23 protein-coding genes are annotated in these 24,722 nt (G+C 67.7%); 16 read left to right on the top strand and 7 right to left on the bottom strand.

What is annotated here, in order from left to right; translation table 11 throughout:
• Positions 1-42 precede the first annotated feature (42 nt).
• Genes glmU through AC1C2T_RS12050 form a run of 4 tightly spaced genes read left to right on the top strand, consistent with a single transcriptional unit; the run spans position 43 to position 4,748 of the window.
• Positions 43-1,488 (top strand): bifunctional UDP-N-acetylglucosamine diphosphorylase/glucosamine-1-phosphate N-acetyltransferase GlmU, encoded by a 1,446-nt coding sequence (glmU, locus tag AC1C2T_RS12035; RefSeq protein WP_495360761.1) that lies wholly within the window; start codon positions 43-45, stop codon positions 1,486-1,488.
• A gap of 33 nt (positions 1,489-1,521) precedes the next feature.
• Positions 1,522-2,499 (top strand): ribose-phosphate diphosphokinase, encoded by a 978-nt coding sequence (locus tag AC1C2T_RS12040; RefSeq protein WP_495385462.1) that lies wholly within the window; start codon positions 1,522-1,524, stop codon positions 2,497-2,499.
• 12 nt (positions 2,500-2,511) lie between these two features.
• Positions 2,512-4,212, top strand: a complete 1,701-nt coding sequence (locus AC1C2T_RS12045) for a long-chain-fatty-acid--CoA ligase (protein WP_495385463.1) — start codon at positions 2,512-2,514, stop codon at positions 4,210-4,212.
• An 11-nt stretch (positions 4,213-4,223) separates the two neighbouring features.
• The gene (locus AC1C2T_RS12050; protein ID WP_495385464.1) at positions 4,224-4,748 is read left to right on the top strand and encodes a hypothetical protein; all 525 of its coding nucleotides are present in this window, start codon (positions 4,224-4,226) and stop codon (positions 4,746-4,748) included.
• A gap of 42 nt (positions 4,749-4,790) precedes the next feature.
• On the opposite strand, the gene AC1C2T_RS12055 is transcribed toward AC1C2T_RS12050, so the two are convergent.
• A complete protein-coding gene (locus AC1C2T_RS12055; protein ID WP_495385465.1) occupies positions 4,791-5,486 on the bottom strand; it encodes an SDR family NAD(P)-dependent oxidoreductase in 696 nt (231 codons plus the stop codon).
• Positions 5,487-5,597: 111 nt separating this feature from the next.
• Here AC1C2T_RS12055 and AC1C2T_RS12060 point away from each other — a divergent pair, with 111 nt between their 5' ends.
• Positions 5,598-6,452 (top strand): helix-turn-helix domain-containing protein, encoded by an 855-nt coding sequence (locus AC1C2T_RS12060; protein WP_495360756.1) that lies wholly within the window; start codon positions 5,598-5,600, stop codon positions 6,450-6,452.
• Positions 6,453-6,491: 39 nt separating this feature from the next.
• Here the strand turns inward: AC1C2T_RS12060 and AC1C2T_RS12065 are convergent, their stop codons facing one another.
• The 5 genes from AC1C2T_RS12065 to uxaC form a co-directional block, all read right to left on the bottom strand.
• Entirely contained in the window at positions 6,492-6,857 is a 366-nt protein-coding gene (locus AC1C2T_RS12065; RefSeq protein ID WP_495360755.1) for a hypothetical protein, read from the bottom strand.
• A complete protein-coding gene (locus AC1C2T_RS12070) occupies positions 6,854-7,192 on the bottom strand; it encodes a DUF202 domain-containing protein (protein ID WP_495360754.1) in 339 nt (112 codons plus the stop codon). Before AC1C2T_RS12070 ends, AC1C2T_RS12065 begins: the two co-directional genes overlap by 4 nt.
• 39 nt (positions 7,193-7,231) lie before the next feature.
• Positions 7,232-7,585: a YidH family protein gene (locus AC1C2T_RS12075; protein WP_495360753.1), complete on the bottom strand. Its 354-nt coding sequence runs from the start codon at positions 7,583-7,585 to the stop codon at positions 7,232-7,234.
• Between the two features lie 48 nt (positions 7,586-7,633).
• Entirely contained in the window at positions 7,634-9,097 is a 1,464-nt protein-coding gene (gene gnd / locus AC1C2T_RS12080) for an NADP-dependent phosphogluconate dehydrogenase (protein ID WP_495360752.1), read from the bottom strand.
• Between the two features lie 96 nt (positions 9,098-9,193).
• A complete protein-coding gene (gene uxaC / locus AC1C2T_RS12085; protein ID WP_495385466.1) occupies positions 9,194-10,615 on the bottom strand; it encodes a glucuronate isomerase in 1,422 nt (473 codons plus the stop codon).
• 280 nt (positions 10,616-10,895) lie between these two features.
• Between uxaC and AC1C2T_RS12090 the strand changes: the two genes are divergently transcribed.
• From AC1C2T_RS12090 to AC1C2T_RS12115, 6 genes are read left to right on the top strand one after another with little or no spacing between them, the layout of a single operon-like run.
• Positions 10,896-11,927, top strand: a complete 1,032-nt coding sequence (locus AC1C2T_RS12090; protein WP_495385467.1) for a LacI family DNA-binding transcriptional regulator — start codon at positions 10,896-10,898, stop codon at positions 11,925-11,927.
• A gap of 51 nt (positions 11,928-11,978) precedes the next feature.
• Positions 11,979-13,208: an extracellular solute-binding protein gene (locus AC1C2T_RS12095; protein WP_495360749.1), complete on the top strand. Its 1,230-nt coding sequence runs from the start codon at positions 11,979-11,981 to the stop codon at positions 13,206-13,208.
• 3 nt (positions 13,209-13,211) lie between these two features.
• Positions 13,212-14,351: an ABC transporter ATP-binding protein gene (locus tag AC1C2T_RS12100; protein ID WP_495385468.1), complete on the top strand. Its 1,140-nt coding sequence runs from the start codon at positions 13,212-13,214 to the stop codon at positions 14,349-14,351.
• Positions 14,348-15,280, top strand: a complete 933-nt coding sequence (locus AC1C2T_RS12105; protein WP_495385469.1) for an ABC transporter permease — start codon at positions 14,348-14,350, stop codon at positions 15,278-15,280. The genes AC1C2T_RS12100 and AC1C2T_RS12105 overlap by 4 nt, the downstream gene beginning before the upstream one ends.
• Complete coding sequence (locus AC1C2T_RS12110) at positions 15,280-16,215, top strand: ABC transporter permease (protein WP_495360746.1); 936 nt, start codon at positions 15,280-15,282, stop codon at positions 16,213-16,215. The genes AC1C2T_RS12105 and AC1C2T_RS12110 overlap by 1 nt, the downstream gene beginning before the upstream one ends.
• Positions 16,208-17,773, top strand: a complete 1,566-nt coding sequence (locus AC1C2T_RS12115) for a mannitol dehydrogenase family protein (protein WP_495385470.1) — start codon at positions 16,208-16,210, stop codon at positions 17,771-17,773. Before AC1C2T_RS12110 ends, AC1C2T_RS12115 begins: the two co-directional genes overlap by 8 nt.
• A gap of 30 nt (positions 17,774-17,803) precedes the next feature.
• Here AC1C2T_RS12115 and AC1C2T_RS12120 read toward each other — a convergent pair whose 3' ends face one another.
• Positions 17,804-18,640, bottom strand: coding sequence for a FadR/GntR family transcriptional regulator (locus AC1C2T_RS12120; protein ID WP_495385471.1), 837 nt, complete (start codon positions 18,638-18,640; stop codon positions 17,804-17,806).
• Between the two features lie 147 nt (positions 18,641-18,787).
• On the opposite strand from AC1C2T_RS12120, the gene AC1C2T_RS12125 reads away from it, so the two are divergent.
• From AC1C2T_RS12125 to manD, 5 genes are read left to right on the top strand one after another with little or no spacing between them, the layout of a single operon-like run.
• A complete protein-coding gene (locus tag AC1C2T_RS12125; protein WP_495360743.1) occupies positions 18,788-20,083 on the top strand; it encodes an ABC transporter substrate-binding protein in 1,296 nt (431 codons plus the stop codon).
• 48 nt (positions 20,084-20,131) lie between these two features.
• Positions 20,132-21,082, top strand: coding sequence for a carbohydrate ABC transporter permease (locus tag AC1C2T_RS12130; RefSeq protein WP_495385472.1), 951 nt, complete (start codon positions 20,132-20,134; stop codon positions 21,080-21,082).
• Entirely contained in the window at positions 21,079-21,975 is an 897-nt protein-coding gene (locus tag AC1C2T_RS12135; RefSeq protein ID WP_495360741.1) for a carbohydrate ABC transporter permease, read from the top strand. Before AC1C2T_RS12130 ends, AC1C2T_RS12135 begins: the two co-directional genes overlap by 4 nt.
• Positions 21,976-21,982: 7 nt before the next feature.
• Entirely contained in the window at positions 21,983-23,128 is a 1,146-nt protein-coding gene (dgoD, locus tag AC1C2T_RS12140; RefSeq protein ID WP_495385473.1) for a galactonate dehydratase, read from the top strand.
• A gap of 57 nt (positions 23,129-23,185) precedes the next feature.
• On the top strand, positions 23,186-24,424 hold the full coding sequence (gene manD, locus AC1C2T_RS12145) for a D-mannonate dehydratase ManD (RefSeq protein WP_495385474.1): 1,239 nt from the start codon (positions 23,186-23,188) through the stop codon (positions 24,422-24,424).
• The last annotated feature ends 298 nt before the right edge of the window (positions 24,425-24,722 follow it).

Here is a 24,722-nt window from a genome sequence, read left to right on the forward strand (position 1 = left end):
CGCCATGCACCCCACAGACTGCACCGATAGGAATAGGCGCGAATGACCGACCAGAACCTCGCCATCATCGTTCTCGCCGCCGGCCAGGGCACGCGCATGAAGTCGGCGGTGCCGAAGCTCCTGCACCCGCTCGCCGGTGCGCCGATCGTCGCGCACGTGCTCGCCACGGCTCGCGCGCTCGACGCCGAGCACATCATCGCGGTCGTCCGCCACGAGCGCGATCTCGTCGCCGCAGCGGTCGAGATCGAACTGCCCGGCACGATCATCGTCGACCAAGACGAGGTGCCCGGCACCGGCCGTGCCGTCGAGCAGGCGCTCGCCGCGCTGCCCGCCGACTTCGACGGCGAGGTGCTCGTGCTGAACGGCGATGTGCCCCTCTTGAACGCCGACACGCTGGCCGCCTTCCTCGAGCAGCATCGCGCGGATGCCGCGGCGGCATCCGTGCTCTCCGCCGTGTACGACGACCCGAGCGGGTACGGTCGCGTCGTGCGCAACGACGCCGGCCTCTTCGACCGCATCGTCGAGCAGAAGGACGCGAGTGACGACGAGCGCGCCATCGCCGAGATCAACGCGGGCATCTACGCGTTCGGCGCGGCCGCGCTCCGCGACCAGCTCGCGAACCTCACGACCGACAACGTGCAGGGCGAGAAGTACCTCACCGACGTGATCGGCCTGCTCCGTGCAGCCGGCTCCGAGGTCGAGGCAGTGCCCGTCTCCGAACCGTGGCTCGTCGCCGGCATCAATGACCGGGCCCAGCTCTCCGAGACCGCTGCTCGCCTGAACGCGCTCATCGTGCGCGGCTGGCAGCTGAACGGCGTCACGATCGAAGACCCGGCGACCACCTGGATCGACCTCGCGGTGCGCATCGAACCGGATGTCACGATCCGCCCCGGCACGCAGCTGAAGGGTGCGACGGCGATCGCGACCGGCGCGATCGTCGGCCCCGACACGACGCTCGTCGACTGCGAGATCGGTGAGAATTCCGAGGTGAAGCGCACCGACGCCACCCTCGCCGTCGTCGGCCCCGGGGCATCCGTCGGGCCCTTCTCCTACCTTCGTCCAGGCACGGTGCTCGGTGCCGACGGCAAGATCGGCGCCTTCGTCGAGACGAAGAACGCGAACATCGGCGAGGGCAGCAAGGTGCCGCACCTCTCGTACATCGGCGACACGACGGTCGGCGAGCAGTCGAACATCGGGGCCGGCTCGATCACCGCGAACTACGACGGAGTGAACAAGCACCGCACCGAGATCGGCTCGCACGTGCGAACCGGGTCGCACGGGGTGTTCGTCGCGCCCGTTAGGATTGCTGACGGGGCCTACACGGGCGCCGGTACCGTCGTCCGCAAAGACGTTCCGGCAGGCGCGCTCGCCGTGAATGTGGCCCCGCAACGCAACATCGAGGGATGGGTCCAGACGCATCGAGCCGGCACCGCGGCTGCTGAGGCAGCCGAGGCGGCCGCAGAGGCATCCGGCCCCACCGCCGACTGACGCACCGGCAGACCGCGGGTGGAGAGGACAGAAATGTCGGGAATCGAGACCACCGGATCCAAACGCCTCGTGTTGGTGTCGGGTCGTGCGCACCCCTCGCTCGCGATCGAGATCGCCGACGAGCTCGGCGCAGACCTCGTGCCGACCGACGCGCGCACGTTCGCGAACGGTGAGATCTACGCACGCTACGACGAGAGCGTGCGCGGTTCCGACGCGTTCGTCATCCAGTCGCACACCTCCCCGATCAACGAGTGGCTCATGGAGCAGCTCATCATGATCGACGCGCTCAAGCGGGCGTCGGCCAAGCGCATCACCGTCGTCGCGCCGTTCTATCCGTATGCCAGGCAAGACAAGAAGGGCCGCGGCCGCGAGCCGATCTCGGCCCGTCTCGTCGCCGACCTCTTCAAGGCCGCCGGCGCAGACCGAATCATGTCGATCGACCTCCACGCCGCGCAGATCCAGGGCTTCTTCGACGGCCCCGTCGACCACCTCTTCGCGATGCCGGTGCTGCTCGAGCATTTCAGGGAGAAGCTCGACCCGTCGACGCTCACGGTCGTCTCGCCCGACATCGGCCGGGTGCGCGTCGCCGACATCTGGAGCGACAAGCTCGGCGCGCCGCTCGCCATCATCCACAAGCGCCGCGACCCCCTCGTGCCCAACCAGATCTCGGTGCACGAGATCGTCGGCGAGGTCGACGGCCGCATCTGCCTGCTCGTCGACGATCTCATCGACACGGGGCGCACGATCGTGAAGGCCGCCGAGGCATTGAAGGCCGCCGGCGCGATCGGTGTCGTCGTCGCGGCGACCCACGCGGTGTTCTCGAACCCGGCCACTGAGATCCTGCAGTCCGACTTCATCGACAGTGTGGTGGTCACCGACACGCTGCCGATTCCCGAAGAGAAGCGCTGGGACCGCTTGACCGTGTTGCCGATCGCGCCCCTCCTCGCCCGGGCCATCCACGCGGTGTTCGAAGACACCTCGGTGACGAGCATGTTCGACGGCGCGGCGTAGGCCGGCCGGCTCATGTCGATCACGACGCCTCGTCCGTGGCTCGCGAGCTACGCCGAGGGTGTCCCGGCTGAGCTCCCGGCCGAGACCGGCTCGCTCTGCGACCTGATCCGTTCATCCGTCGACACCTACGGCGACCATGTCGCCCTCGAGTTCTTCGGGCGCACCACGACGTATGCCGAGCTCGGTGAGCAGATCGAGCGCGCCGCCGAAGGCCTGCGGCTTCTCGGGGTGCAGAAGGGCGACCCGGTCGCGCTCGTGCTGCCGAACTGCCCGCAGCACATCGTCGCGTTCTACGCGGTACTGCGCCTCGGCGCGATCGTCGTCGAGCACAACCCGCTCTACACCCCGCGTGAGCTACGGCACCAGTTCGAAGACCACGGTGCGCGAGTCGTCATCGCCTGGAACAGTGTCGTCGAGACGATTCAGGCGTTCCCGGCGGATGTCGCGGTGCAGGCGATCATCTCGGTCGACGTGACTCGCGCGATGCCGTTCTCGATGCGTGCGATGCTGCGCCTGCCGATCGCGAAGGCGCGCGAGTCGCGCGCGGCGCTGACCACGAGCGTGCGCGGCACGACGCCGTGGGAGAAGATCGTCGGCGCCGACCCGATCGATGCGCACATCATCGGGCCCGGCGTCTCCGACGTCGCCGTGATCCAGTACACGAGCGGCACGACGGGCAGCCCCAGGGGCGCGGCGCTCACGCACGCGAACCTCGGTGCGAACGCCGCGCAGGCGCGCGCCTGGGTGCCCGAGATCGAGCGGGGTACCGCGGTCGTCTACGCGGTGCTGCCGATGTTCCACGCCTACGGGCTCACGCTCTGCCTCACCTTCGCGATGAGCATGGGCGCCCGCCTCGTGCTCTTCCCGAAGTTCGAACCCGACCTCGTGCTGAAGGTCGTGAAGCGGCATCCGCCGACGTTCCTGCCGGCCGTGCCGCCCATCTACGAGCGACTCACGAAGGCGGCCGTCGCCCAGGGCGTCTCGCTCGCCGGCATCCGCATCGCGATCTCGGGCGCCATGCCGCTCTCGGCGGCCGTCGTCGAGCCGTGGGAGGCGGAGACGGGCGGCTACCTCGTCGAGGGCTACGGCCTCTCGGAGTGTTCGCCCGTGCTCATGGCCAATCCCGTCGCGCCGAACCGCAAGGTCGGCACGGTCGGGCTCCCGCTTCCCTCGACCGAGGCGCGCGTCGTCGACCCCGACTCCCCGGGCACGGATGTCGCTGCGGGCGCCGAGGGCGAACTCATCGTGCGTGGTCCGCAGGTGTTCTCGGGCTACTGGCAGAAGCCCGAGGAGACCGAGGCGGTGTTCGTGCCCGCGACCGACGGCGGTGCCGACTGGTTCCGCACGGGCGACATCGTCTCGATCGACGCCGAGGGCTTCGTGCGTATCGTCGATCGCATCAAAGAACTGATCATCACGGGGGGCTTCAACGTCGCCCCGAGCGAGGTCGAAGAGGCGCTGCGCGCCCACCCCGACGTCGAGGATGTCGCAGTCGTCGGCCTGCCCGACGAACACTCCGGCGAGCAGGTCGTCGCGGTCGTCGTGCTGCGCGACGGTGCGACGCTCGACGAGCAGGAGCTTCGCGACTTCGCCCGCGACGGTCTGACCGCCTACAAGGTGCCGAAGCGCGTGCTCGCCGCCGACGAACTGCCGAAGTCGCTCATCGGCAAGGTGTTGCGCCGCGAGGTGCGCAACGGCCTCCTGAACGGCTGAACGGGGTCGAGGTGTCCTTCCTTTCCGCCGAGACGGCCCGCGCGCTCGCCGAGCTCATGGCGCTCGATGCGCTCGCAGTCCCCGGTACGGACGCCGGCTCCGATGACGAGACGGATGCCTCGCCGCTCGAGCGGCTCCGAGGCATCCGCTCGCTCAGTGCCGCTCTCGAGGCCGACCCGGCGTCGCTCGCCTCGGTGCGCGAGGCGCTCGAGGCCGGCCGGTCGTGGGACGAGATCGCGGATGCCGCGGGGCTCAGCCCCTCGGCCGCGAAGCACCGCTGGGCGGGTGACGACGACGAGATCTCCGCGCGGCACGAGGCGAGCCGCAAGCGGAAGCGCGAGCGGCCCTCGAGTGTGCCGACCGAGCTGCCCGGACGCTCGGTCGCCGAGGCGGCCGCGCAGCTCGGCGTGACGCCGCAGGCGATCTACCAGCGGGTCACGCGCGGGCTGTTGCGCGCCGAGACCGTCGAACTGCCCGACGGACGCAAGTACAAGCGGGTGTTCCCCGACGAGTCCCGCGAATCCGACGAACGCTGAGGCGACGTCGGTGCGATCCGGTTCACCGTTCGGCGATGCGGTTCACCAGTCGACCGGCCCGGCAGCGGCGAAGTACGAGCCGGTCGGGCCGTCCTCACCGATCCGAGCCATGCGCACGATGATCGCCGCGCCCTCCGCGACGGACTGCGTGCCCTGATTGCCGTTCAGATCGGTCGCGGTGTAGCCGGGGTCGACGACGTTGATGCGGAACCGCGGGAAGGCCTTCGCATATTGCGAGGTGAGCATGTTGACCGCGGTCTTCGAGGATGGATAGCCGATGCCGATGAACGCGGACTCGAGCCGCTCGGGGTCGGTCGTGACCGCGAGCGATCCCATTCCGCTGCCGACGTTGACGACGACCGGGGTCTCCGACCGTTCGAGCAGCGGGATGAACGCATGCATCATGCGAACGATGCCGAATACGTTCGTCTCGTAGATGTGCTGCACTTCGTGCGCCAGGACGTCGCGCGGCGCGGCGAACGAGCCCGCGATGCCGGCGTTGTTGACGAGCACATCGAGATGCCCCTCGCGTTCGGCGATGGCATCGGCCGCCGCAGTGACGGAGGCGTCGGCGGTGACATCGAGCGTTAGGTGGTGGGCGCCGATCGCGGTGGCCGCCGGTTCGCCGCGCGCAGGATCGCGGGAGCCGAGGTACACGGTGTGACCGGACTCGATGAGTGTGCAGGCGGTTTCGAATCCGAGGCCTTTGTTGCCTCCGGTGATGAGCGTGATGGTCATGGCTCCATCGTCGGATGTCGCGGGTGTGCTGCCCAGTAGCCCCGTGATCCTGGGACCGGCGGTACCACCCTCGGGCGCCCGTCTGGTCGTGATCGGGGAGATACTCGAAGCATGGATGACGAGCAGCGCGAACTCGGCAGGATGTTGCGCGCGTGGCGCGATCGCGCCGACCCGCGCGAGGTCGGCATCGTCGTCGGTCCGAGCCGCCGCTCGGCCGGACTCCGACGGGAGGAGGTCGCCCTCGCGGCGGGAGTCTCGGTGGACTACCTCACCCGTCTCGAACAGGGCCGTTCGCTGCATCCGTCGCCTCAGGTGCTCTCCGCTCTGGCGCGCACCCTTCGGCTGACCGTCGCCGAGCGGGATCACGTGTTCCTGCTCGCCGGACTCCTCGCGCCGTCGGCCGGGGTCGTCGACTCGCATCTCACGCCCGGCGTGCAACGACTCGTGGAGCGCATGCGCGACCTGCCCGTCGCCGTCTACGACGCTCGGTGGACGCTCGTCACCGCGAGCCCGCTCTGGAACGCGCTCATGGGCTCGACGCTCGGGGGCACAGCACGTGAACGCAACCTGCCGTGGCAGCTCTTCCTCGGTGCCGTCGGACGGGTGCGGCACAGCCCCGCGGAGCGGTCGGCGCTCGAGGCCGACGTCGCCGCCGACCTCAGACAGGCGAGCGCCCGCTACCCGCACGACCGGGAACTCGCCGATCTCGTGCGCGACCTCCAGGTGCGATCCCCACGGTTCGCCGACCTCTGGGATCATGCCGAGGTGGCGGCTCACACCGCCCATCACAAGACGATCGAGCACCCGGAGGTCGGGCCGCTGACCCTCGACTGCGACGTGCTCACGGTGCAGGGCGCAGACCTGCGGATCGTCGCCTACTCGGCCGAGGTCGGGAGCCAGGCGGCAGCGGGCCTCGACCTGCTTCGCGTCATCGGGCAGGTGCAGCAGCCAGAGGCGGCCCGATGATGACGCGGCGTGCGCCGCCACATGGCCGACGCGGCACGATCAGGCGTCGCGCTCGTCCGCATCGATCGGTCGCGGTGCCCCTGGCAGCAATCCGAGCTCGGCGACGAGCGTCTGGTTGCCGGTCGCGGACACGGCGAAGCACTGCCAGCCAGGCCCGGTCGAGCTGAACAGCTCGAGTGAGACTCGTGCGCTCGCGGCATCCGTGTCGTAAACGGACACGTACACCGCGCACGCGCGCTGGGCCGCCGAATGCGCCGTGCCGTAGACCGAGAGCACGACAGGCAGCAGCATCGCGACGAGGGCGACGAGCACGGTGACACGGATGATTCGGCGCCGACGTTCGCCGAAGACGGGGCCGTCGCCGTCATCGTCGGCGCCCTGCAGCTCGGGATGCACGTCGCTCACGGGGCACCGCCGGCGAGGATCGAAGCAATGCCGCCGACGCTTGCGAGGAGCGTTGCGACGGCGACACCGGCGAGAGCGCCGCGCGGGGGAGTGATCACGAGGTGGTCGCCGGCAAGCTGCCGACGACGCACGGTACCGATTGCGACCGCGGTTCCGGATGCCGCGAACAGCAGCGCCCCGACCGCGACGAGCCACGGCTCACCGGCGACGAGGCCTGACCGCATCGACAGCAGGGCGTTGACGGCCAGCGCGAAGGCGGTACGGCTCCACGACAACGCCGTGCGTTCGGGCTGCAGGCCAGGATCGCCGGTCGCGGGCACGCTGTACGAGGCCACCTCAGTCGCTCACTTCGCCGACGCTCACTTCGCCGACGCTCACGCCACGAGGAGGAGCACCACGAGCACGGCGCTCGTGAGGAGGCAGACTGCGGCGAGCCCTGGCAGCACCCAGCTGAACGGCAGGGGGCGCCCGCGCCGGATCGCGATCTCGTTCGCTCGCCATCTCGTGTACGACATGAAGCTGAGCACGGCGGCCACCAGCCCCAAGCCGACGGAGAGCACCGTGACGACGAGCCGTGGGTCGAGCTCGGTCGCGAACTGGTGCAGCAGCACGCCGCCCGCGAGGAGCGCGAGTGCTGTGCGAATCCAGGCGAGGAAGGTGCGCTCGTTGGCGAGCGTGAACCGGTAGTCGGGCTCTTCGCCCTCTTCACGCCACTTCGGCTCGCCCACGCGGGTGCCTTTCCGTCTCGGTCTACTCCAGCTCGGTCGTTGCCTGGGTCAGTGCGACGAGGGAGTCGTCTCGATCTCCGAGCGGTCGCCCGACCAGAGCGTGTGGAACACGCCGGGCTTGTCGACCCGCTTGTAGGTGTGTGCGCCGAAGAAGTCGCGCTGGCCCTGGATGAGCGCGGCGGGGAGCCGTGGAGCGCGGAGCCCGTCGTAGTAGGCGAGCGAGGAGGAGAAGGCGGGCGTCGGGATGCCGGCCTGTGCCGCGATCGCGACGACTCGGCGCCACGACTCCTGCGTGCCGGCGACGGCGTCGCGGAAGTAGGGTGCAACGACGAGCGCCACGAGCGACGGGTCGTCGGCGTACGCTTCGGCGATGCGGTTCAGGAACCGGGCGCGGATGATGCAGCCTGCACGCCAGATCTTCGCGATGTCGCCCTTCTTGATGTCCCAGCCGTACTGCTCGGCGCCGGCGACGATCTCGTCGAAGCCCTGCGAGTAGGCGATGATCTTCGACGCGTAGAGGGCGCGGCGCACGTCTTCGATGAACGCGTCGGCGTCGGCGCCGTCGACCTTCCACTCGGTCGAAGGGCCGGGCAGATCGACGGATGCTTCGCGCTGGGCGCGCTTCGAGGAGAGGCTGCGCGCGAAGACCGCCTCGGCGATGCCCGAGGTCGGCACGCCGAGGTCGAGGGCGTTCTGCACGGTCCACGCGCCGGTGCCCTTCGCGCCGGCCTCGTCGAGGATGACGTCGACGAGCGGCTCGCCCGTCGCAGCATCCGTCTGGCGAAGCACCTCGGCCGTGATCTCGATGAGGTAGCTCTCGAGTTCGCCGGTGTTCCACTCGGCGAAGATGTCGGCGATCTCGGCGGGGGACTTGCCGGTGCCCTGGTGGATGAGGTCGTACGCCTCGGCGATGAGCTGCATGTCGGCGTACTCGATGCCGTTGTGCACCATCTTGACGAAGTGGCCGGCGCCGTCGGTGCCGACGTGCGTGACGCACGGCTCGCCGTCGGGCGCGATGGCGGCGATCGATCGGAGGATCGGGCCGAGGGTCTTGTACGACTCGACGCTGCCGCCGGGCATGATCGACGGGCCGTTGAGCGCGCCCTCTTCGCCGCCCGAGATGCCGGTGCCGACGAAGTGGATGCCCGTCGGGCTGATCTCGGCCTCGCGGCGGATCGTGTCGTGGAAGTTCGCGTTGCCGCCGTCGACGATGATGTCGCCCGGCTCGAAGCGGGAGACGAGTTCGGAGATCACGGCGTCGGTGCCCTTGCCGGCCTGCACCATGATGATCGCGGTGCGGGGCTTGACGAGCGAGGCGACGAAGTCGTCGTAGCTCTCGGACGCGACGAGCCCGGCCTCAGGGTGCTCGCTCGTCAGCGTGTGCGTGCGTTCGGGGGAACGATTGAACACGGCGACCGTGTTGCCCTCGCGGCTCGCGAGGTTACGGGCGAGGTTCGACCCCATGACCGCGAGGCCGACGACGCCGATGTTTGCTGAAGGGGTGACAGGCACGAATGATCTCCTCGACACGGGATGGGTTCCGTAATCCAGCGTAGTCTGAGCGGCCCTCACCGTTGCGCGCTGTTTCGGTGAGGGCCGTAGGTGGGATCAGTCGCGCCGAGCGTATGCCGCGAGCGGCAGCGTGTAGCTCAGTTCGATCGCGGTCTCGATCGCCTCGTCGTGCGGCAGGCGATGCTCTGCGACGAGCTTCGAGAGGTATCCGGCGTCGATTCGACGCGCGAGGTCGTGGCGGGCGGGGATCGATGCGAACGCCCGGGTGTCATCGACGAACCCGCTGGTGTTGGAGAAGCCCGCCGTCTCGGTCACGAGTTCCCGGAAGCGCGTCATGCCGGCCGGGGAATCGAGGAACCACCACGGTGCGCCGAGTTTGACCGCCGGGTAGGCCCCTGCGATCGGGGCGAGTTCTCGTGAGTAGACGGTCTCGTCGATCGTGAACAGGATCAGGCGGAACCGGGGGTCGTGCCCGAACGCGTTCAGCAGAGGCCGAAGGGAACGCGTGAACTCGACCGCTTCGGGGATGTCGAAGCCCTGGTCGACGCCGTACGTGCCGAGGATCGTGTCGGAGTGATCGCGGGACACCCCCGGATGCAGCTGCATGACCAGCCCGTCGTCGAGCGACATCCGAGCGCTCTCGAAGAGCATGTTCGCGGCGAACGCCTCGGACTGGGCCCGGTCGAGTCCGCCGCGGAGCGCCGCTGCGAACAGTCGGCGGGCCTCGTGCGGTTCGAGCGGAGTCGTGTCGGCGGTGCGGTGGCCGTGGTCGCTCGCCCGGGCACCCGCCGCCACGAACGCCCGGCGCCGGATTCGCAGCGCCTCGAGGAAGCGCGAGTAGTCGACGATCTCGAGGTCGGCGCTCGCCTCGAGCGACTCGAGGTCGCTGCGCCACCCTGCGCGGTCGGGGAGGAACAGGCAGTCGGGACGGAAGGTCGGTACGACGCGCTCCCCCCAGCCCTCCGCCGCGAGCGCGGCGTGGTCGGCGAGATCCGAGTCGGGCGAGTCGGTCGTGCTCAGTATCTCGATGCCGAACCGATCGAAGAGCTCGCGGATGCGGAACTCGGGGCGGGCGAGCTTCTCGGCGAGCTCGTCGTAGAGGGCGTCGGCGCTCTCAGCGCTCGGTGGCTGCGCGACGCCGAACACCTCGACGAGGACGTGCTCGAGCCAATAGCGAGTCGGCGTGCCGCGGAAGTGCTTCCAGTTCTCGGCGAACCGACGCCAGATGCGGCGGTGGTCGGTCTCCATCGCCGACCCGTCGAGCGGGCGGATGCCGAGGTCACGGTGGGGGAGTCCCTGCGACACGAGCATGCGCACCAGGTAATGGTCGGGAATGATGAGCAGCTCGGCGGGATCACCGAAGCGCTCATTGCGACTGAGTGCCGCGGCGTCGACGTGACCATGCATGGACACGATCGGGAGCGAGGCGATCTCTCGATAGATCTCGCGCGCGATCGATCGCTGGCCCGGATCGACGGGCAGCGCGCGGTCGGGGTGAAGTGTCCATGGTGCAGGCAATGTCCGCCCCCTGTCGAAGTATCGACTCTTGTATCGGCTCGATCATGCAGTGAAACAAGCGCGGTGTTGTTTCAAGCGTCGAACATCCCGGCCCTGCCGCTGCGTACGGCATCTGATCCCACACTATAGGCGTATTTCTGCGGCTCGTCGTGATGCCGGGTGCGGCCATCGACTCGATGTCGGGCATTCTGCGCGAACTGCTTGACAGAACTCTGAAAAGGTTTGCAGAATATATCGACTGCCGGCGGCGTGCGCCGGTCGAAGCACAGGGCGGTGTGACATGGCTGTGACGATCAGAGACGTGGCGAAGGCCGCCGGCGTGTCGATCTCGACCGTCTCACGTGCCCTGGCCTCGCCCGAGCTGGTGGCCGAACCCACCCGCACGCAGGTGCAGCAGATGGCCCGCGATCTCGGATACCGTCCGAATCGCGCGGCGAGCGGGCTCATCACCGGGCGCACCGGATGCCTCGGTCTCGTCGTACCCGACCTCGAGAACCCGTTCTTCGGCTCGATCAGCAAGGGCGTGCAGGATCGCGCTCGAGCCGCCGGCTACGCCGTCTTCATCGCCGACAGCGATGAAGACCCCGTGCTCGAGGCGGAGGTGGTGCGCAGCCTCGCGAAACAGGTCGACGGCGTCATCCTCGCTTCGGCGCGAGGCAGCGAAGAGACGGTGCTCTCACTCGCCGCCGAGACGCCGCTCGTGCTCCTGAATCGGTCGGTGCCCGGCGTGCCCTCGATCAATTTCGACAACGCGAGCGGTATTCGCGCCATCATGGCGCACCTGGTGGCGCTCGGGCACCGGTCGATCGCCTATGCGGCCGGCCCGCCGAGTTCCTGGTCGAACGCGCAACGCGCCGCGGCGTTCACCGCGTTCGGCGAGGCGGACGCCGGGCTGACGCTCGTCGAGCTCGGCACCTTCCCGCCGTCGTTCGCCGGCGGCGTTCAGGCGGCCGACCTTGCGATCGCCTCCGGTGCGACCGCCGTGGTCGCATACAACGACCTCATGGCGCTCGGCCTCCTCGATCGGCTGCGCCAGCGCGGTGCCCGCGTTCCCGATGACTTCAGCGTCACCGGGTTCGACAACATCCCGGTGTCCACCATGATCTGGCCGAACCTCACGACCGTCGAGAACCCGCGGGTGCAGATGGGTCGCTCGTGTGTCGACACGCTGCTCGACACGGTGCTCGGCCGTTCGACAGAGGCGAAGCAACTCCCCGACGTACCCGTGCAGCTCATCGTGCGGCAGTCGACCGGCGTCGCGCCCGTCGCGACCGCAGAGCCCACCCCGCATTCGGGCGCACTCAGCGTCTGAGCTTCTTCCAGACAGCGGTGTCTGGAACCCAGAGAAGAGGAAGGACCACCAATGCGCATCCGACGTACCACCCAGATCGCGGCTGCACTCGCCGCTGTCACGGCCCTCGCGTTGACCGGCTGCACCGCCCCGAACACAGGCGGCGGCGACGCGAGCGCGGCGAGCGACCCGAACGAGGTGCCCGACAAGCCCTCGGCGCCGGTCACCCTGAACATCCTCGACGTCGCGGGCAACCAGAAGCTCACCGGCCCGATGGTCGACGAGTTCATCAAGGAGCACCCCGACGTCGTCTCCGCCGTCACCTGGGAGAGCGCCGGCGCACCCGACGTCGTCGGCACCATCAAGCCGCAGGTCGACAGCGGCAACCTCTCGGTCGATCTCGTGATGAGCGGCACCGACGGTCTGTCGGCGGGCATCGCCCAAGATCTCTGGATCCCGCTGGTCACCGATTACGGCGATCGCGTGTCGAACCAGGAGAACTACCTCGAACCGGCCGCGGCCATGCAGGAACTCTCAGAGGACTACGGGGTCGTCACGACGTACTACCCATCCGGGCCGCTGCTGCAGTACGACCCGGCCGTCGTCACCGACGTGCCGTCGACACCCGAGGAACTGCTCGAGTGGGCGCAGGCGAACCCGGGCGAGTTCGGGTATGCACGGCCCGCGAACTCGGGCCCCGGCCGCACGTTCCTGCAGGGACTGCCCTACATCCTCGGCGACGACGATCCCAGCGATCCCGAGAACGGCTGGGACAAGACCTGGGCCTACCTCAAGGAACTCGGCGCCACGATCGACAACTACCCGACGGGCACCGGCCAGGTCATCACCAACATGGCCGATGGAAGCTGGGCGCTGATCCCCACCACCACGGGCTGGGACATCGAGCCTCGCGCGACGGCCAAGGAGCCTGCGACGATCGAAGCCGCGCCGTTCGACGACTTCACCTGGGTGACCGACGCGCACTACGCGCTGGTCCCGAAGGGGCAGTCAGCCGACAAGTTGTCGGCGATCCTGCTGCTGCTCGACTACATCCTGACTCCCGAGGTCAACGCGATGGCGTATGACAGCGGGTACTTCTACCCCGGCCCGGCGGTCGAGGGCGCGACGCTCGACAAGGCGCCGCAGGCCAGCCAGGACCTGATCGCCGAGTTCGGTCGTGACTGGTACGACGACCTCATCGAAGAGATGCCGAAGGCGACCCCGTTGCCTGCCGAGCAACTGGTGAAGGCGTTCGACATCTGGGACCGCGAGATCGGTGCCGGGAAGTACGAGGCGCAGTAGATCATGCCACTCACGGCCAATGCATTCGAGTCCCTTGAGCTGAACGATGTCGGGCGGAGCTTCGGCGGTCGAGAGGCATTGGTCGACCTCAACCTGACGATCCGAGCGGGGGAGTTCATCGCCCTGCTCGGACCGTCGGGCTGCGGCAAGTCGACGGCGCTGAACTGCCTCGCCGGGCTGCTTCCGCTCACCCATGGCGAGATCCGCATCGACGGTAAGCGCATCGACGTGCTGCCGAGCGAGAAACGCGACTTCGGCATGGTGTTCCAGAACTACGCACTGTTCCCTCATCTCTCCGTCGCGAAGAACATCGCGTTCGGCCTGCAGATGCGCAAGCTGCCGCGCGCGGAGGTCAACCGCCGGGTGGCGGAGGGCCTCGCGCTCGTCAAGCTCGAGGAGCACGCGAAGAAGCTGCCCGGCCAGCTCTCGGGCGGACAGCAGCAGCGCGTCGCGATCGCCCGAGCCATCGTGCTCGAGCCGCGACTCGTGCTCATGGACGAACCGCTCTCGAACCTCGACGCGAAGCTCCGCCTCGAGATGCGCACCGAGATCCGGCGGCTGCACCAGTCGCTCGGCCTCACCACCGTCTACGTCACGCACGATCAGGAGGAGGCGCTCTCGCTCGCGGATCGCCTCGTGGTGCTGCGGGAGGGTCGCGTGCAGCAGATCGGCACTCCCGAGGAACTGCACGACCATCCCGCGAACTGGCACGTCGCCGACTTCATGGGCTATCGCAACCTTCTCGACCTCACCGTCGAGACCGTCGACGGACGCCACGCCCGCGTCTCGGGCGACGGGCTCTCGCTCGTCGGCAGCCTCGTGCAGCATGCCGCGGTCGGTGAGCGCATCCGGCTCGCCATCCGGCCCTCCGACCTGACCGTGCACACCGCGGCTACGCCGCCGACGAATGCCATCGAGGCAACAGTCAACGTCGTGGAGTACCAGGGCAGGGAGTTCGCGGTCGGTGTCACCACACGCGAGGGCGTGAACCTGCACGTGCACGCTGATTTCGCACCTGCTCCCGGTGCCACGGTGACACTCTCGGTCGACCCCGACCGCGCGCTCGTGTATCGCAGCGAACTCGACACCGCACTCGAGCCCGCCCCCGTCGAACGGGCTCCGCTCGCGGAGGTGCGGGGGTGACCTCGTCGACCGATGCGGCTTCGCGGGCGAAGAGCTCGGCGAGCCGCAGGCACCGGCTCGCCGAGCGCGGCATCGACTCGAAACTCTGGCTGCTGGCTCCGGCGGTGGTCTTCGCGCTCGCCCTGTTCGTCTATCCCTTCGCGTACGGCATCGGGCTGACCCTTCAGCCGCTCGCGACCACTCAGCAGAGCTGGGGCGGCGGGCCGTTCGCCAACTACATCGCGTTCTTCCAGGACTCGTTCATCTTCGACTCCGTATGGCTCACGATGCGGCTGGCGTTGCCGGCGGCGCTGTTCAACGTGATCGTCTCGATTCCGATCGCCTACAAGCTGCGCGGCAAGTTCAGGGGAAAGCGCACGATGCAGACGCTCCTCGTGCTGCCGATCGCACTGGGAACGGTGCTCACGGCGCAGGGGCTGCTGATCTTCGCGGGGCGGCAGGGCTGGCTGAACCGATTCCTGCTCGACATCGGGGTCATCTCGGAGCCGTTGCAACTCGTGAACAACTACCTCGGCGTCTTCTTCTCACTTGTGATCTCGGGATTTCCGTTCGCGTACCTGTTGATCTCCTCGTACCTCTCGGGCATCGACCCGTCGCTCGAAGCTGCCGCGAAGACGCTCGGTGCGAACTGGCAGCAACGCTTCCGGCGCATCACGCTTCCGCTGCTCGCACCGGGCCTCGCGACGACCTTCATCCTCACCTTCGTGCTCGCATTCAGCGTGTTCCCCTCGGCGAGACTCGTGGGTGACGCGGCAGGCGAAACGCGCGTGCTCGCGCTGATGGCCTACCGCTCGTTCGCCGAGCAGCTCGACTACAGCATGGCTTCCACCATCGCCATCATGATGGGCGTCGTCGAACTGATCGTCATCGCGATCGTGTTCCTCGGCCGTTCCTTCCTCTACAAGGGTTCGACAGGAGGGAAGGGCTGATGTCCGTCTCCACACTCACCACGCCTCCCGCGAATGCGGGGCCCCCGACCGAATCGGTCGACATCTCCGGAACCCAGCGCGGCAAGATGCCTCCCGGCGAGCGCTCGCTCGCCGCCTCCCCAGGCACATGGTTCGTCTGGGCCGGCATCGCGGTGTTCTTCGTGTTCCTCTTCGGCATCGTGCTGAGTGTGCTCGTGGACTCACTCGGCAAGCCCTGGTTCAACACGTGGCTGCCCGAGACCTTCACGCTCAACTGGTACGCGGAGGCCTGGACTCGCTTCGACCTCGGCCAGATCATCGGTGTGACGCTCCTCGTCGCGTTCGCGGTGATCGTGGTGTCGATCCTCGTCGGCGTGCCGGCCTCGTACGTGCTGGCGCGCAGCAACTTCCCGGGCAAGCGGCTCGTGCTGCTGCTGTTCCTGCTCCCGATCCTGATTCCACCGATCACCTTCGGCATCCCGCTCGCGACCGTCATGTACAACTTCGGCCTCGGCCGGACGATCCTCGCCGTGATCCTCGTGAACCTCGTGCCGTCGATCCCGTTCGTGATCATCACGATGACGCCGTTCATCGAGCAGATCAACCCGTCGATCGAGAATGCCGCTCGCATGTGCGGGGCGAACATGATGCAGGTCTTCACCAAAATCCTCGCGCCGCTCCTGATCCCCGGGATCCTCGCGGCGGGCATCCTCGTGCTCGTCCGAACCGTCGGGATGTTCGAGCTCACGTTCCTCGTGTCGGGTCCGACGTCCGACACGCTCGTGGTCGCGATCTACCGGGCCATGACGAGCGCCGGCGGCGGAGAGGCACGACAGCTGATCTCCTCGATGGGCGTGGTCTACACCGGCCTGATGCTCCTCATCCTGATCATCGCTCTGCGCTTCATCAACCCGACCCAACTCGTGGCACAGGTCAAGGAGTCCCGCGATGAGTGATGCTGCGCCGCCGCGTCTGACTCGCGAGGCGCTCGCGGCGCTGCCGCCCTCGAAGTTCCCCGCAGAGGTGACCCGCCCTCGAGTGGATCCCGCCGAGCTGACGGTCGGCATCGTGCACTTCGGCATCGGGTCGTTCCACCGCAGTCATCAGGCTCTGCTGACCGAGGATGCCGCGGCCGCGACCGGCGAGACCTGCTGGGGGATCCTCGGCGTCACCGGTCGCAGTGACCGGGTGGTGGGACAACTGCGACCGCAGGATTGCCTCTACGGCGTGCTCGTCTCGGGGGAGCACGAGGTGTCGCTGCGGCTCGTCGGCTCGGTGGTGGACTGCGCCTGGCCGGGCATCGAATCGGAACGGATCGTCGCGACGCTCGCTGCCGCGTCGACGCAGCTCGCGACCCTCACTCTCACCGAGCGGGGCTACCACCGGGCGGAGACGGGCGGCATCGACCGGCGTCATCTCGGCATCGCGAACGACGTCGACCTGATCGCCGGCGAGCTCGCAGCCACGCCGGGGGCATCGGCGTCACGCACCCCGCTCGGGCTCCTCGTGCGAGGGCTCGCCCGCCGCTTCCGTACAGGTGGCGGCCCGTTCACCGTGCTCTCGTGCGACAACCTTGCGCACAACGGCGCCGTCTCACGTGAGCTCGTGCTCTCGATCGCCGAGGCGGTCGGCGCCGGTGGTCGCGATTTCCGCGCCTGGCTGGAGGCATCCGTCGCATTCCCGTCGTCGATGGTCGATCGACTGACCCCGGCGACGACCGAGGCCGACCGCCTGGCGGCGTCCTCGCTCCTGGGGCTCCGCGACGAGGCGCTCGTCGTTGCCGAGCCGTACGCGCAGTGGGTGATCGAAGACGACTTCGCCGCCGGCCGCCCGCGTTGGGAGCTCGCCGGGGCGACGTTCACCGATGACGTGACGCCGTACGAACAGGTGAAGCTCCGAGTGCTCAACGCGACGCATTCGCTGCTCGCCTGGCTCGGCTCGCTCAGCGGGTACGCCACGATCGCAGAGGCGATCGCCGATCCGCGCCTTCACGCCATTGCTCGTCGCGTACTCGACGACGACATCCTGCCCACGCTCTCGGCGCCGGCGGGCATCGACCTCGCCGAGTATCGCGACAGCGTGCTCACGCGGTTCGCCAATCCGGCGCTCGCGCACGCCACCTCCCAGGTCGCGATGGACGGATCGCACAAACTGCCCATCCGGGTGCTCGGCACCGCCGCCGACCGGCTGGCCGCCGGTGCGGTGCCGACCGGGCTCGCGCTCGTCGTGGCTGCGTGGATCGCCTACGTCGCGAGGTCGCTGGAGCCGGATGCCCCCGCGCTCGACGATCCGCTGGCCGGCCGATTGCACGCAGCAGTCGGCACACCTGCGGCGCTCGCCGACGAGCCGGGTGCGATCGTCGACCGCTTCTTCGCGATCGGCGAGGTGTTCCCCGAGCCCGTGCGCAATTCGACGGTGTTCCGCGACGCCGTCGTCGAACAGCTCGCCGTCGTGCACGACCTGGTGGCGTCCGTTCGGCGTCTGGGCGAGGCCGCGTCGTCGGTCAGAGGCTGAGCCTCGGGCCGGGGTGCCGGTCAGGCCGTCTCATTCGGCCACCGTCTCATTCGAGCCCGGCGTCTCATTCGGCCCCAGCACGCGGGGTCCCGAGGTTCCGGAGACGGCGTCCGCCTCCCCTCCCTCCCAGATGGAACTCATCTCGAGGAAGGTGCGTTGCATGATCCGCAGCATCGAGGCCTGTGCGTCTTCGGGGTTGCCACGCTGGATGGCGCTGGCGACGTCGACATGGAACTGCAGCGCTTCGACATGCGGATTCGTCGGCATGAGCCCGTAGTGGGTGCGTCCTGCGAGCACCTCCTCGACGAGGGTGTGCAGCTTGCCGAACATCTCGTTGCCCGAGTTGGTGAGCACCAGGCGGTGGAACTCGATGTCGAGTTCGAGGAACCGCTCGCTGTCGCCCTCTTGGCCCGCCGCCCACAGCTTGCCGGCGAGGCCCATGAGCTCGCTCGCTCCCGTGAGGGGGGCTCGGATGGCGGCGAGCCGCGCAGCCTCGGGCTCGACCGCCGTGCGCAGCTCCGTCAGCGATCGCAGCTGGGCGATGCGGCCTGGGGATGCGAGGCGCCAGCGGATCAACTGGGGATCGTAGAGGTTCCATTCGGACTGGGGCAGCACCTTGACTCCGACGCGACGCCGCGAGGAGATCATGCCCATCGCGGCGAGCACACGGAGCGCTTCACGCACGACCGAGCGGGACACGTCGTAGCGCTGCTCGAGTTCGTCGATGCGGACGACGACGTCTGCGGGAAGTTCTCCCGAACACAGGGCGAGGCCCAGCCTGTCGAGGACCTGCGCGTGGAGGCCCATCACGGGGGAGGCGGGGCCGTGGTCGTTCTCGACGGCCGTCCCTTTTGCGTCGATAGTCACGTATAAATCATACCGGACCCGCTTGTGAGTTGAATAAGTATGACGTTATTTGTTATGTTGCCTGCATTGAGATGACGTAGCGATTGTGAAGTGCGGAATCTCGTGCACAGAGGAGTGCATCATCACCAAGACACAGAGGAAGTCGTAATGAAGCGATCTGTCATCCGAATCACCGGGCTTGCGACCGCCGCCCTGCTCCTGGGAGGCGGGCTCTCGGCCTGCAGCTCGGGCGGCGACGGCGGGGAGGGCTCCGACACGGTGCGCGTCACGCTCGTCAACCACGTGTGGACCGACATCATCAAGGAGAAGATCCCCGAGTTCGAGAAGGAAACGGGCATCACGGTCGAGGTCGCCCAGTTCGGAGAAGACCAGCTCTCCGACCAGTACAACGTCAAGCTCAACGCGGGCACCGACGAGATCGACGTCATGATGTACCGCCCCCTCCAAGAGGGCAAGCTCTTCGCCAAGAACGGCTACATGGCCGACCTGAGCGACCGCGTCACCGCGAGCAGCGACTGGGACTGGTCCGACTATCAGGAGGGCCCCGTCAGCTCGACGAGTTATGACGGCCAGGTCGTCGGCGTGCCGATCATCACCGAGCAGGAGGTGCTCTACTACCGCAAGGATCTGCTCGAGGCAGCCGGCCTCGAAGTTCCCAAGACGATGGACGACCTCCTCGCCGCGGCGGAGCAGATCAAGAACGAGAACCCCGGCATCGCGGGCTTCGTGGCCCGCACCGGCAAGTCCGCGGCGGTCACCCAGTTCTCGAGCTTCCTGTACAGCTATGGCGGTGACTTCATCGACGAAGACGGCAACGCGAGCGTGAACACGCCCGAAGCGAAGGCCGCGTACGAGACCTACGGCAAGCTGATCCACGACTTCGGCCCCGAAAACGTCAGCACCGACATGAGCTGGTCCGAGGCGATGGCCATCTTCACGCAAGGCGGTGCGGCGTTCTATACCGAGGCTGACAGCCTCTACAAGAACGCGACCGACCCCGAGAACTCGAAGGTGTCCGATACCGTCGGTTTCGCCCCCATCCCGGCCGGTCCCGACGGCTCCAAGGCATACAACGTGCCCTCGTGGGCGCTCGGCGTCAACGAGACTTCCTCCAACCAGGACAACGCCTGGAAGTTCATCGAATGGGCGACCAGCCAGGAGATGACGCTCGAGATCCAGCAGGCCGGCGTCCCCGGCGCCCGCGCCTCCGTGTGGGACGACCCCGCGGGAATCTCGACCTACCCGACCGACCTCGCCGAGGCGATCGCCATCAGCACCAAGAACGGCGTCGGCCATGACCGACCGCTCGTCATCAAGGTCCCCGAGGCGCGTGAGATCGTCGGCGATCCGATCGTCGTCGCCATCACCGGTGGAGACTCGGATGCCGCCGCGGATGCCGCGAACGAGGCGCTCCAGGCGCTCCTGGACGAAGAGAACCAGTAGCAGCACCCAGCATCCAACCCTGGATTCTCACTCACAAGGAGGTGAACGATGATTGCGACGACCAGCGCCCGTACAGCGGCAGAGACCGGCATCCGCCCATCGCCACAGAAGGCGTTCTCTGACTGGGCGAATCGCCGCCGCAAGTGGCTGTTCGCCTCCCCGGCGATGATCATCGTCGGCCTGCTGGTCGCCATCCCGCTCGTCTGGACGATCTACCTGAGCTTCACCAACTCCGAAGGATCGGTGCGTGCCGAGCACGAGTTCATCGGCTTCGAGAACTACGCCGAGGTCTTCACCGACTTCGACCGTTTCTGGCCGGCGGTCTGGCGCACCTTCCTGTTCACGGGCGGTGTGCTCATCGTCGAACTCGTGCTCGGCATGGCCATCGCCCTGCTCCTCTGGCGCCCGTTCCGCGGCGAGCGCTGGGTGCGTGTCGCCATCCTGCTGCCTCTCGTCGCGACCCCCGTCGCAGTCGGCATGATGTGGAAGCTCATCTTCGACCCCAACATCGGCTTCGCCAACCAGCTGCTCGGCTTCTTCGGCATCCCGCCGCAGCCGTGGCTGTCGGGTGAGCTGACGGCCCTGCCGACCCTCATGTTCGTCGACATCTGGCAGTGGACGCCGATGGTCGTGCTCATCCTGCTCGCAGGCCTCACCTCCCTCTCCGACGAGCCCGACGAGGCGGCCCGTATCGATGGCGCCAGCGCGTGGCAGCGCTTCTGGTATGTCACGCTGCCGCTGCTCAGGACGACGGTCATCGTCGCCATTCTGCTGCGCAGCATCGATGCGCTCAAGACCTTCGACATCCTGTACGCGACGAAGGGCAAGGGCGGCGGCTCGTTCCACGAGGTCGAGACGCTCAACGTTTACGCCTACGGGCTCAGCTTCGACTACAACGACTACGGCGTCGCATCCGCCGTGCTCATGATCTTCTTCCTGCTGATCATCGCGATCATGTGGGCCATCACGTTCAGAAGAAAGGAGAAGGCGTCGCAATGACCACGACCGTCGAATCGACCACGACACAGGCTGCCCCAGCGAGTTCACCGCCTCCGCCGTCGGCCCGTCGGCGCACGCCGCTGCGCTCCCGCGCCTACAAGTGGTTCCGCGCCGTCTCGCTCATCGTCATCGTCGTCGTCTTCATCCTGCCCCTCGCCTGGATGCTGCTGTCGTCGTTCAAGACGAACGTCGACATCTACGACGTCGGCAAGACGCTCGCGTTCACGCCCACGCTCGACAACTTCGCGAACGTGCTGGGGCGCGACAACTACTTCCAGTTCATCTTCAACAGCGCCTGGATCGCATTCGCCTCGACGGCGCTCTCCCTGCTGGTCGGGGTTCCGGCCGCCTACGCGATGAGCCGGTTCAGCATGCAGAAGTCGGCGGGCATCGTGCTGCTGGCACGCATCATTCCAGGTGTCAGTCTGCTCGTACCGTGGTACTTCATCTTCGCGAACCTGCGCATGGTGGGCGACTACAGCGTGTTGATCCTGTCGCACATGTTCGTCGCGCTGCCGCTCATCGTGTACATCATGATGTCGTTCTTCGACTCGCTTCCGGAGGACCTCGAAGAGTCGGCGCAGGTCGACGGGCTCACACCGATCGGCGCGTTCCTCAGGATCACGCTGCCGCTGTCGACCCCCGGTATCGCGACGGCGGGAATCCTGTCGATCATCTTCTCGTGGAACAACTTCATGTTCGCGCTCGTGCTCTCCGGCGCCAACACGAAAACCCTGCCCGTGGCGATCTTCAACTTCGTGTCGTACGCGAGCATCGACTGGGGAGGACTCATGGCTGCCGCCGTCGTCGTGACCGTGCCGATCATGGTCATCGCCCTGTTCACCCAGAAGTACATCGTGTCGGGGCTCACCGCCGGCGCGACGAAGGGCTGATCCCGCCGTGCTCATCGATCGCGTCGAGACCTTCATGGTCGCGCCCCGCTGGCTGTTCGTCCGCATCGAGACGGACTCGGGCGTCGTCGGCTGGGGCGAGGCATCCCTCGAGGGCCACTCGGCAACCGTCCGCACCGCCGTCGAGCAATTCGCCGAGTACCTGATCGGGCGCGACCCGCTCACGATCGAGGACCACTGGCAGGTACTCAGCAAGTCCGGCTTCTACCGGGGCGGGCCGGTGCTCTCGAGCGCTGTCTCGGGTATCGACCAAGCGCTGTGGGACATCGCCGGACGTCACCTCGGCGTGCCCGTGCATCAACTTCTCGGCGGAGCGGTGCGCGACCGAATCCGGGCTTACGGCTGGGTGGGCGGCGACGACCCGGCGGAGATCGCGGATGCCATCGGGGCTCAGCTCGATGTCGGGCTGACCGCGGTGAAGATGAACGCGAGCGGCCGGATGAGCCGCAACGGCTCGGCGGCTGAACTGGATGCCGTCGTCGAGCGGGTCGCCGCTGCCCGTGAGGTGCTCGGCCCGGCCCGCGACATCGCCGTGGACTTCCACGGGAGGTTCACGCTCGCGACCGCGCGCCGCATCGCGCCGCTGCTCGAGCCGTTCCACCCGTTCTTCCTCGAGGAGCCGATCGTGCCCGAGAACTCGCATGCGATCGGTGCACTCGTCTCGTCGACGACGATCCCCGTGGCGACGGGCGAGCGGCTGTACAGCAGGCAGGAGTTCCTTCCCGTGCTCGCGGCCGGAATCGCCGTCGCGCAGCCCGATCTGTCGCACGCAGGCGGCATCAGCGAGGTGCGTCGCATCGCCTCCCTCGCCGAGACCTACGACGTGCAGTTGGCGCCGCACTGCCCGCTCGGGCCGCTCGCGCTCGCTGCCTGCCTGCAGGTGGGCTTCGCGACGCCGAACTACCTCATCCAGGAGCAGAGCATCGGCATCCACTACAACCGGGGCGCCGAGGTGCTCGACTACGTGCTCGACACGGGGCCGCTCAAATTCGTCGACGGCGCCATCGAGCGACTGACCGGGCCGGGCCTCGGCATCGAGATCGACGAGGCCGCCGTGCGAGCGGCCGACAGGGCCGGGCACGAATGGCGTTCGCCGATCTGGCGGCACGACGACGGTTCCCTGGCGGAATGGTGACGAGATGACCCGGAGATCTCGCCGGCCAGAGCCACTCTCAGCAGAATAGGATCCATCATGAAGATCGAACGCGCGGAAGTCATCGTCACCAGCCCCGATCGCAACTTCGTCACTCTCAAGCTGACGACCGACGAGGGCATCACCGGGCTCGGCGACGGAACCCTCAACGGCCGGGAGCTCGCGGTGGTGAGCTATCTCAAGGACCACGTGGTGCCTCTGCTCATCGGCCGCGATGCGTCGAAGATCGAGGACACCTGGCAGTTCCTCTACCGAAGCGCGTACTGGCGTCGTGGTCCGGTCACGATGGCGGCGATCGCGGCCGTCGATGTCGCGCTCTGGGACATCAAGGCGAAGGCCGCCGGGATGCCGCTCTACCAGTTGCTCGGCGGGGCATCGCGAACCGGTCTGCTCGCCTATGGTCACGCCTCTGGCAAGTCGAACGAGGAATTGTTCGACAGCGTGCGTTCGTACCAGGAACAGGGGTACCGGGCGATCCGGATCCAGACCGGGGTGCCCGGTCTCGAATCGATCTACGGCATCGCCTCCAATGCCACCCTCGAGGGGAACACGGGCGTTCGCTACGACTACGAGCCCGCCCAGCGCGGCGCGTACCCGAAGGAGGAGGATTGGGACACCCGCTCGTACCTGCGCCACGTGCCGACGGTGTTCGAGGCCGTTCGGGCGGAGTTCGGGCCGGAGTTGCCGCTCCTGCACGACGGCCATCACCGGATGACGCCGATCCAGGCCGCCCAGCTCGGCAAATCCCTCGAGCCCTACGACCTGTTCTGGCTCGAGGACTGCACGCCCGCTGAGAACCCCGAGGCGCTGCGGCTCGTGCGCCAGCACACGACCACCCCGCTCGCCATCGGCGAGATCTTCAACACGGTGTGGGACTACCAGCAGATCATCCGTGAGCAGCTCATCGACTACGTGCGCAGCGCGGTCACCCACACGGGCGGCATCTCGCACCTGAAGAAGGTGCTCGACTACGCGGCGCAGTACCAGATCAAGTCGGGCATGCACGGGCCGACCGACATCTCACCCGTCGGTATGGCCGCAGCCATGCACCTCGGCCTTTCAATCCACAATTTCGGCATCCAGGAGTACATGAAGCACGGTTCGAAGACCGACGCGGTCTTCGAGCAGTCCTATACCTGGAAGGACGGACTGCTGCACCCCGGTGACAACCCGGGCATCGGCGTCGACCTCAACGTGGATGAAGCGGGGAAGTACCCGTACGAGCAGGCCTACCTCCCGTACAACCGACTTGCGGACGGCACAGTCCACGACTGGTGAACACCGCGTTCTGAACACCGAGTCCCGCGCGGTCGTCGGGCCGGGGCCGGGGTCGATGTCGGCGCTCCCGCAGACGAGGTCGTGGCGGCCGCGGTGACGAGGCCGCGCGGCATCCGGTAGACTTGTCCATTGGACTTCGGCGAGGGATGCCTCACTGGTCGCGAGAGCGGGCGGCGGCATCCGTGATCGACGCGGTAGGAGCAGGCTCCACGGCTTTTCCTCACGCATTTGCGCACATTCGTTGCGCGCGTTCGAGTCGAGACAACAGACACACGATCTGGGCCGCCAGCGCCTCCAA

It is taken from the genome of Agromyces sp. Y558, assembly GCF_059445415.1.

Bases quoted from the DNA above. Each gene is read 5' to 3' on its own strand.
- AC1C2T_RS12090 (WP_495385467.1), top strand. From the start codon at position 10,896: ATGGCTGTGACGATCAGAGACGTGGCGAAGGCCGCCGGCGTGTCGATC.
- AC1C2T_RS12045 (WP_495385463.1), top strand. From the start codon at position 2,512: ATGTCGATCACGACGCCTCGTCCGTGGCTCGCGAGCTACGCCGAGGGT.
- glmU (WP_495360761.1), top strand. From the start codon at position 43: ATGACCGACCAGAACCTCGCCATCATCGTTCTCGCCGCCGGCCAGGGC.
- AC1C2T_RS12115 (WP_495385470.1), top strand. From the start codon at position 16,208: ATGAGTGATGCTGCGCCGCCGCGTCTGACTCGCGAGGCGCTCGCGGCG.
- manD (WP_495385474.1), top strand. From the start codon at position 23,186: ATGAAGATCGAACGCGCGGAAGTCATCGTCACCAGCCCCGATCGCAAC.
- AC1C2T_RS12095 (WP_495360749.1), top strand. From the start codon at position 11,979: ATGCGCATCCGACGTACCACCCAGATCGCGGCTGCACTCGCCGCTGTC.
- AC1C2T_RS12130 (WP_495385472.1), top strand. From the start codon at position 20,132: ATGATTGCGACGACCAGCGCCCGTACAGCGGCAGAGACCGGCATCCGC.
- AC1C2T_RS12060 (WP_495360756.1), top strand. From the start codon at position 5,598: ATGGATGACGAGCAGCGCGAACTCGGCAGGATGTTGCGCGCGTGGCGC.
- AC1C2T_RS12125 (WP_495360743.1), top strand. From the start codon at position 18,788: ATGAAGCGATCTGTCATCCGAATCACCGGGCTTGCGACCGCCGCCCTG.
- AC1C2T_RS12100 (WP_495385468.1), top strand. From the start codon at position 13,212: ATGCCACTCACGGCCAATGCATTCGAGTCCCTTGAGCTGAACGATGTC.
- AC1C2T_RS12040 (WP_495385462.1), top strand. From the start codon at position 1,522: ATGTCGGGAATCGAGACCACCGGATCCAAACGCCTCGTGTTGGTGTCG.
- AC1C2T_RS12135 (WP_495360741.1), top strand. From the start codon at position 21,079: ATGACCACGACCGTCGAATCGACCACGACACAGGCTGCCCCAGCGAGT.
- AC1C2T_RS12055 (WP_495385465.1), bottom strand. From the start codon at position 5,486: ATGACCATCACGCTCATCACCGGAGGCAACAAAGGCCTCGGATTCGAA.
- AC1C2T_RS12110 (WP_495360746.1), top strand. From the start codon at position 15,280: ATGTCCGTCTCCACACTCACCACGCCTCCCGCGAATGCGGGGCCCCCG.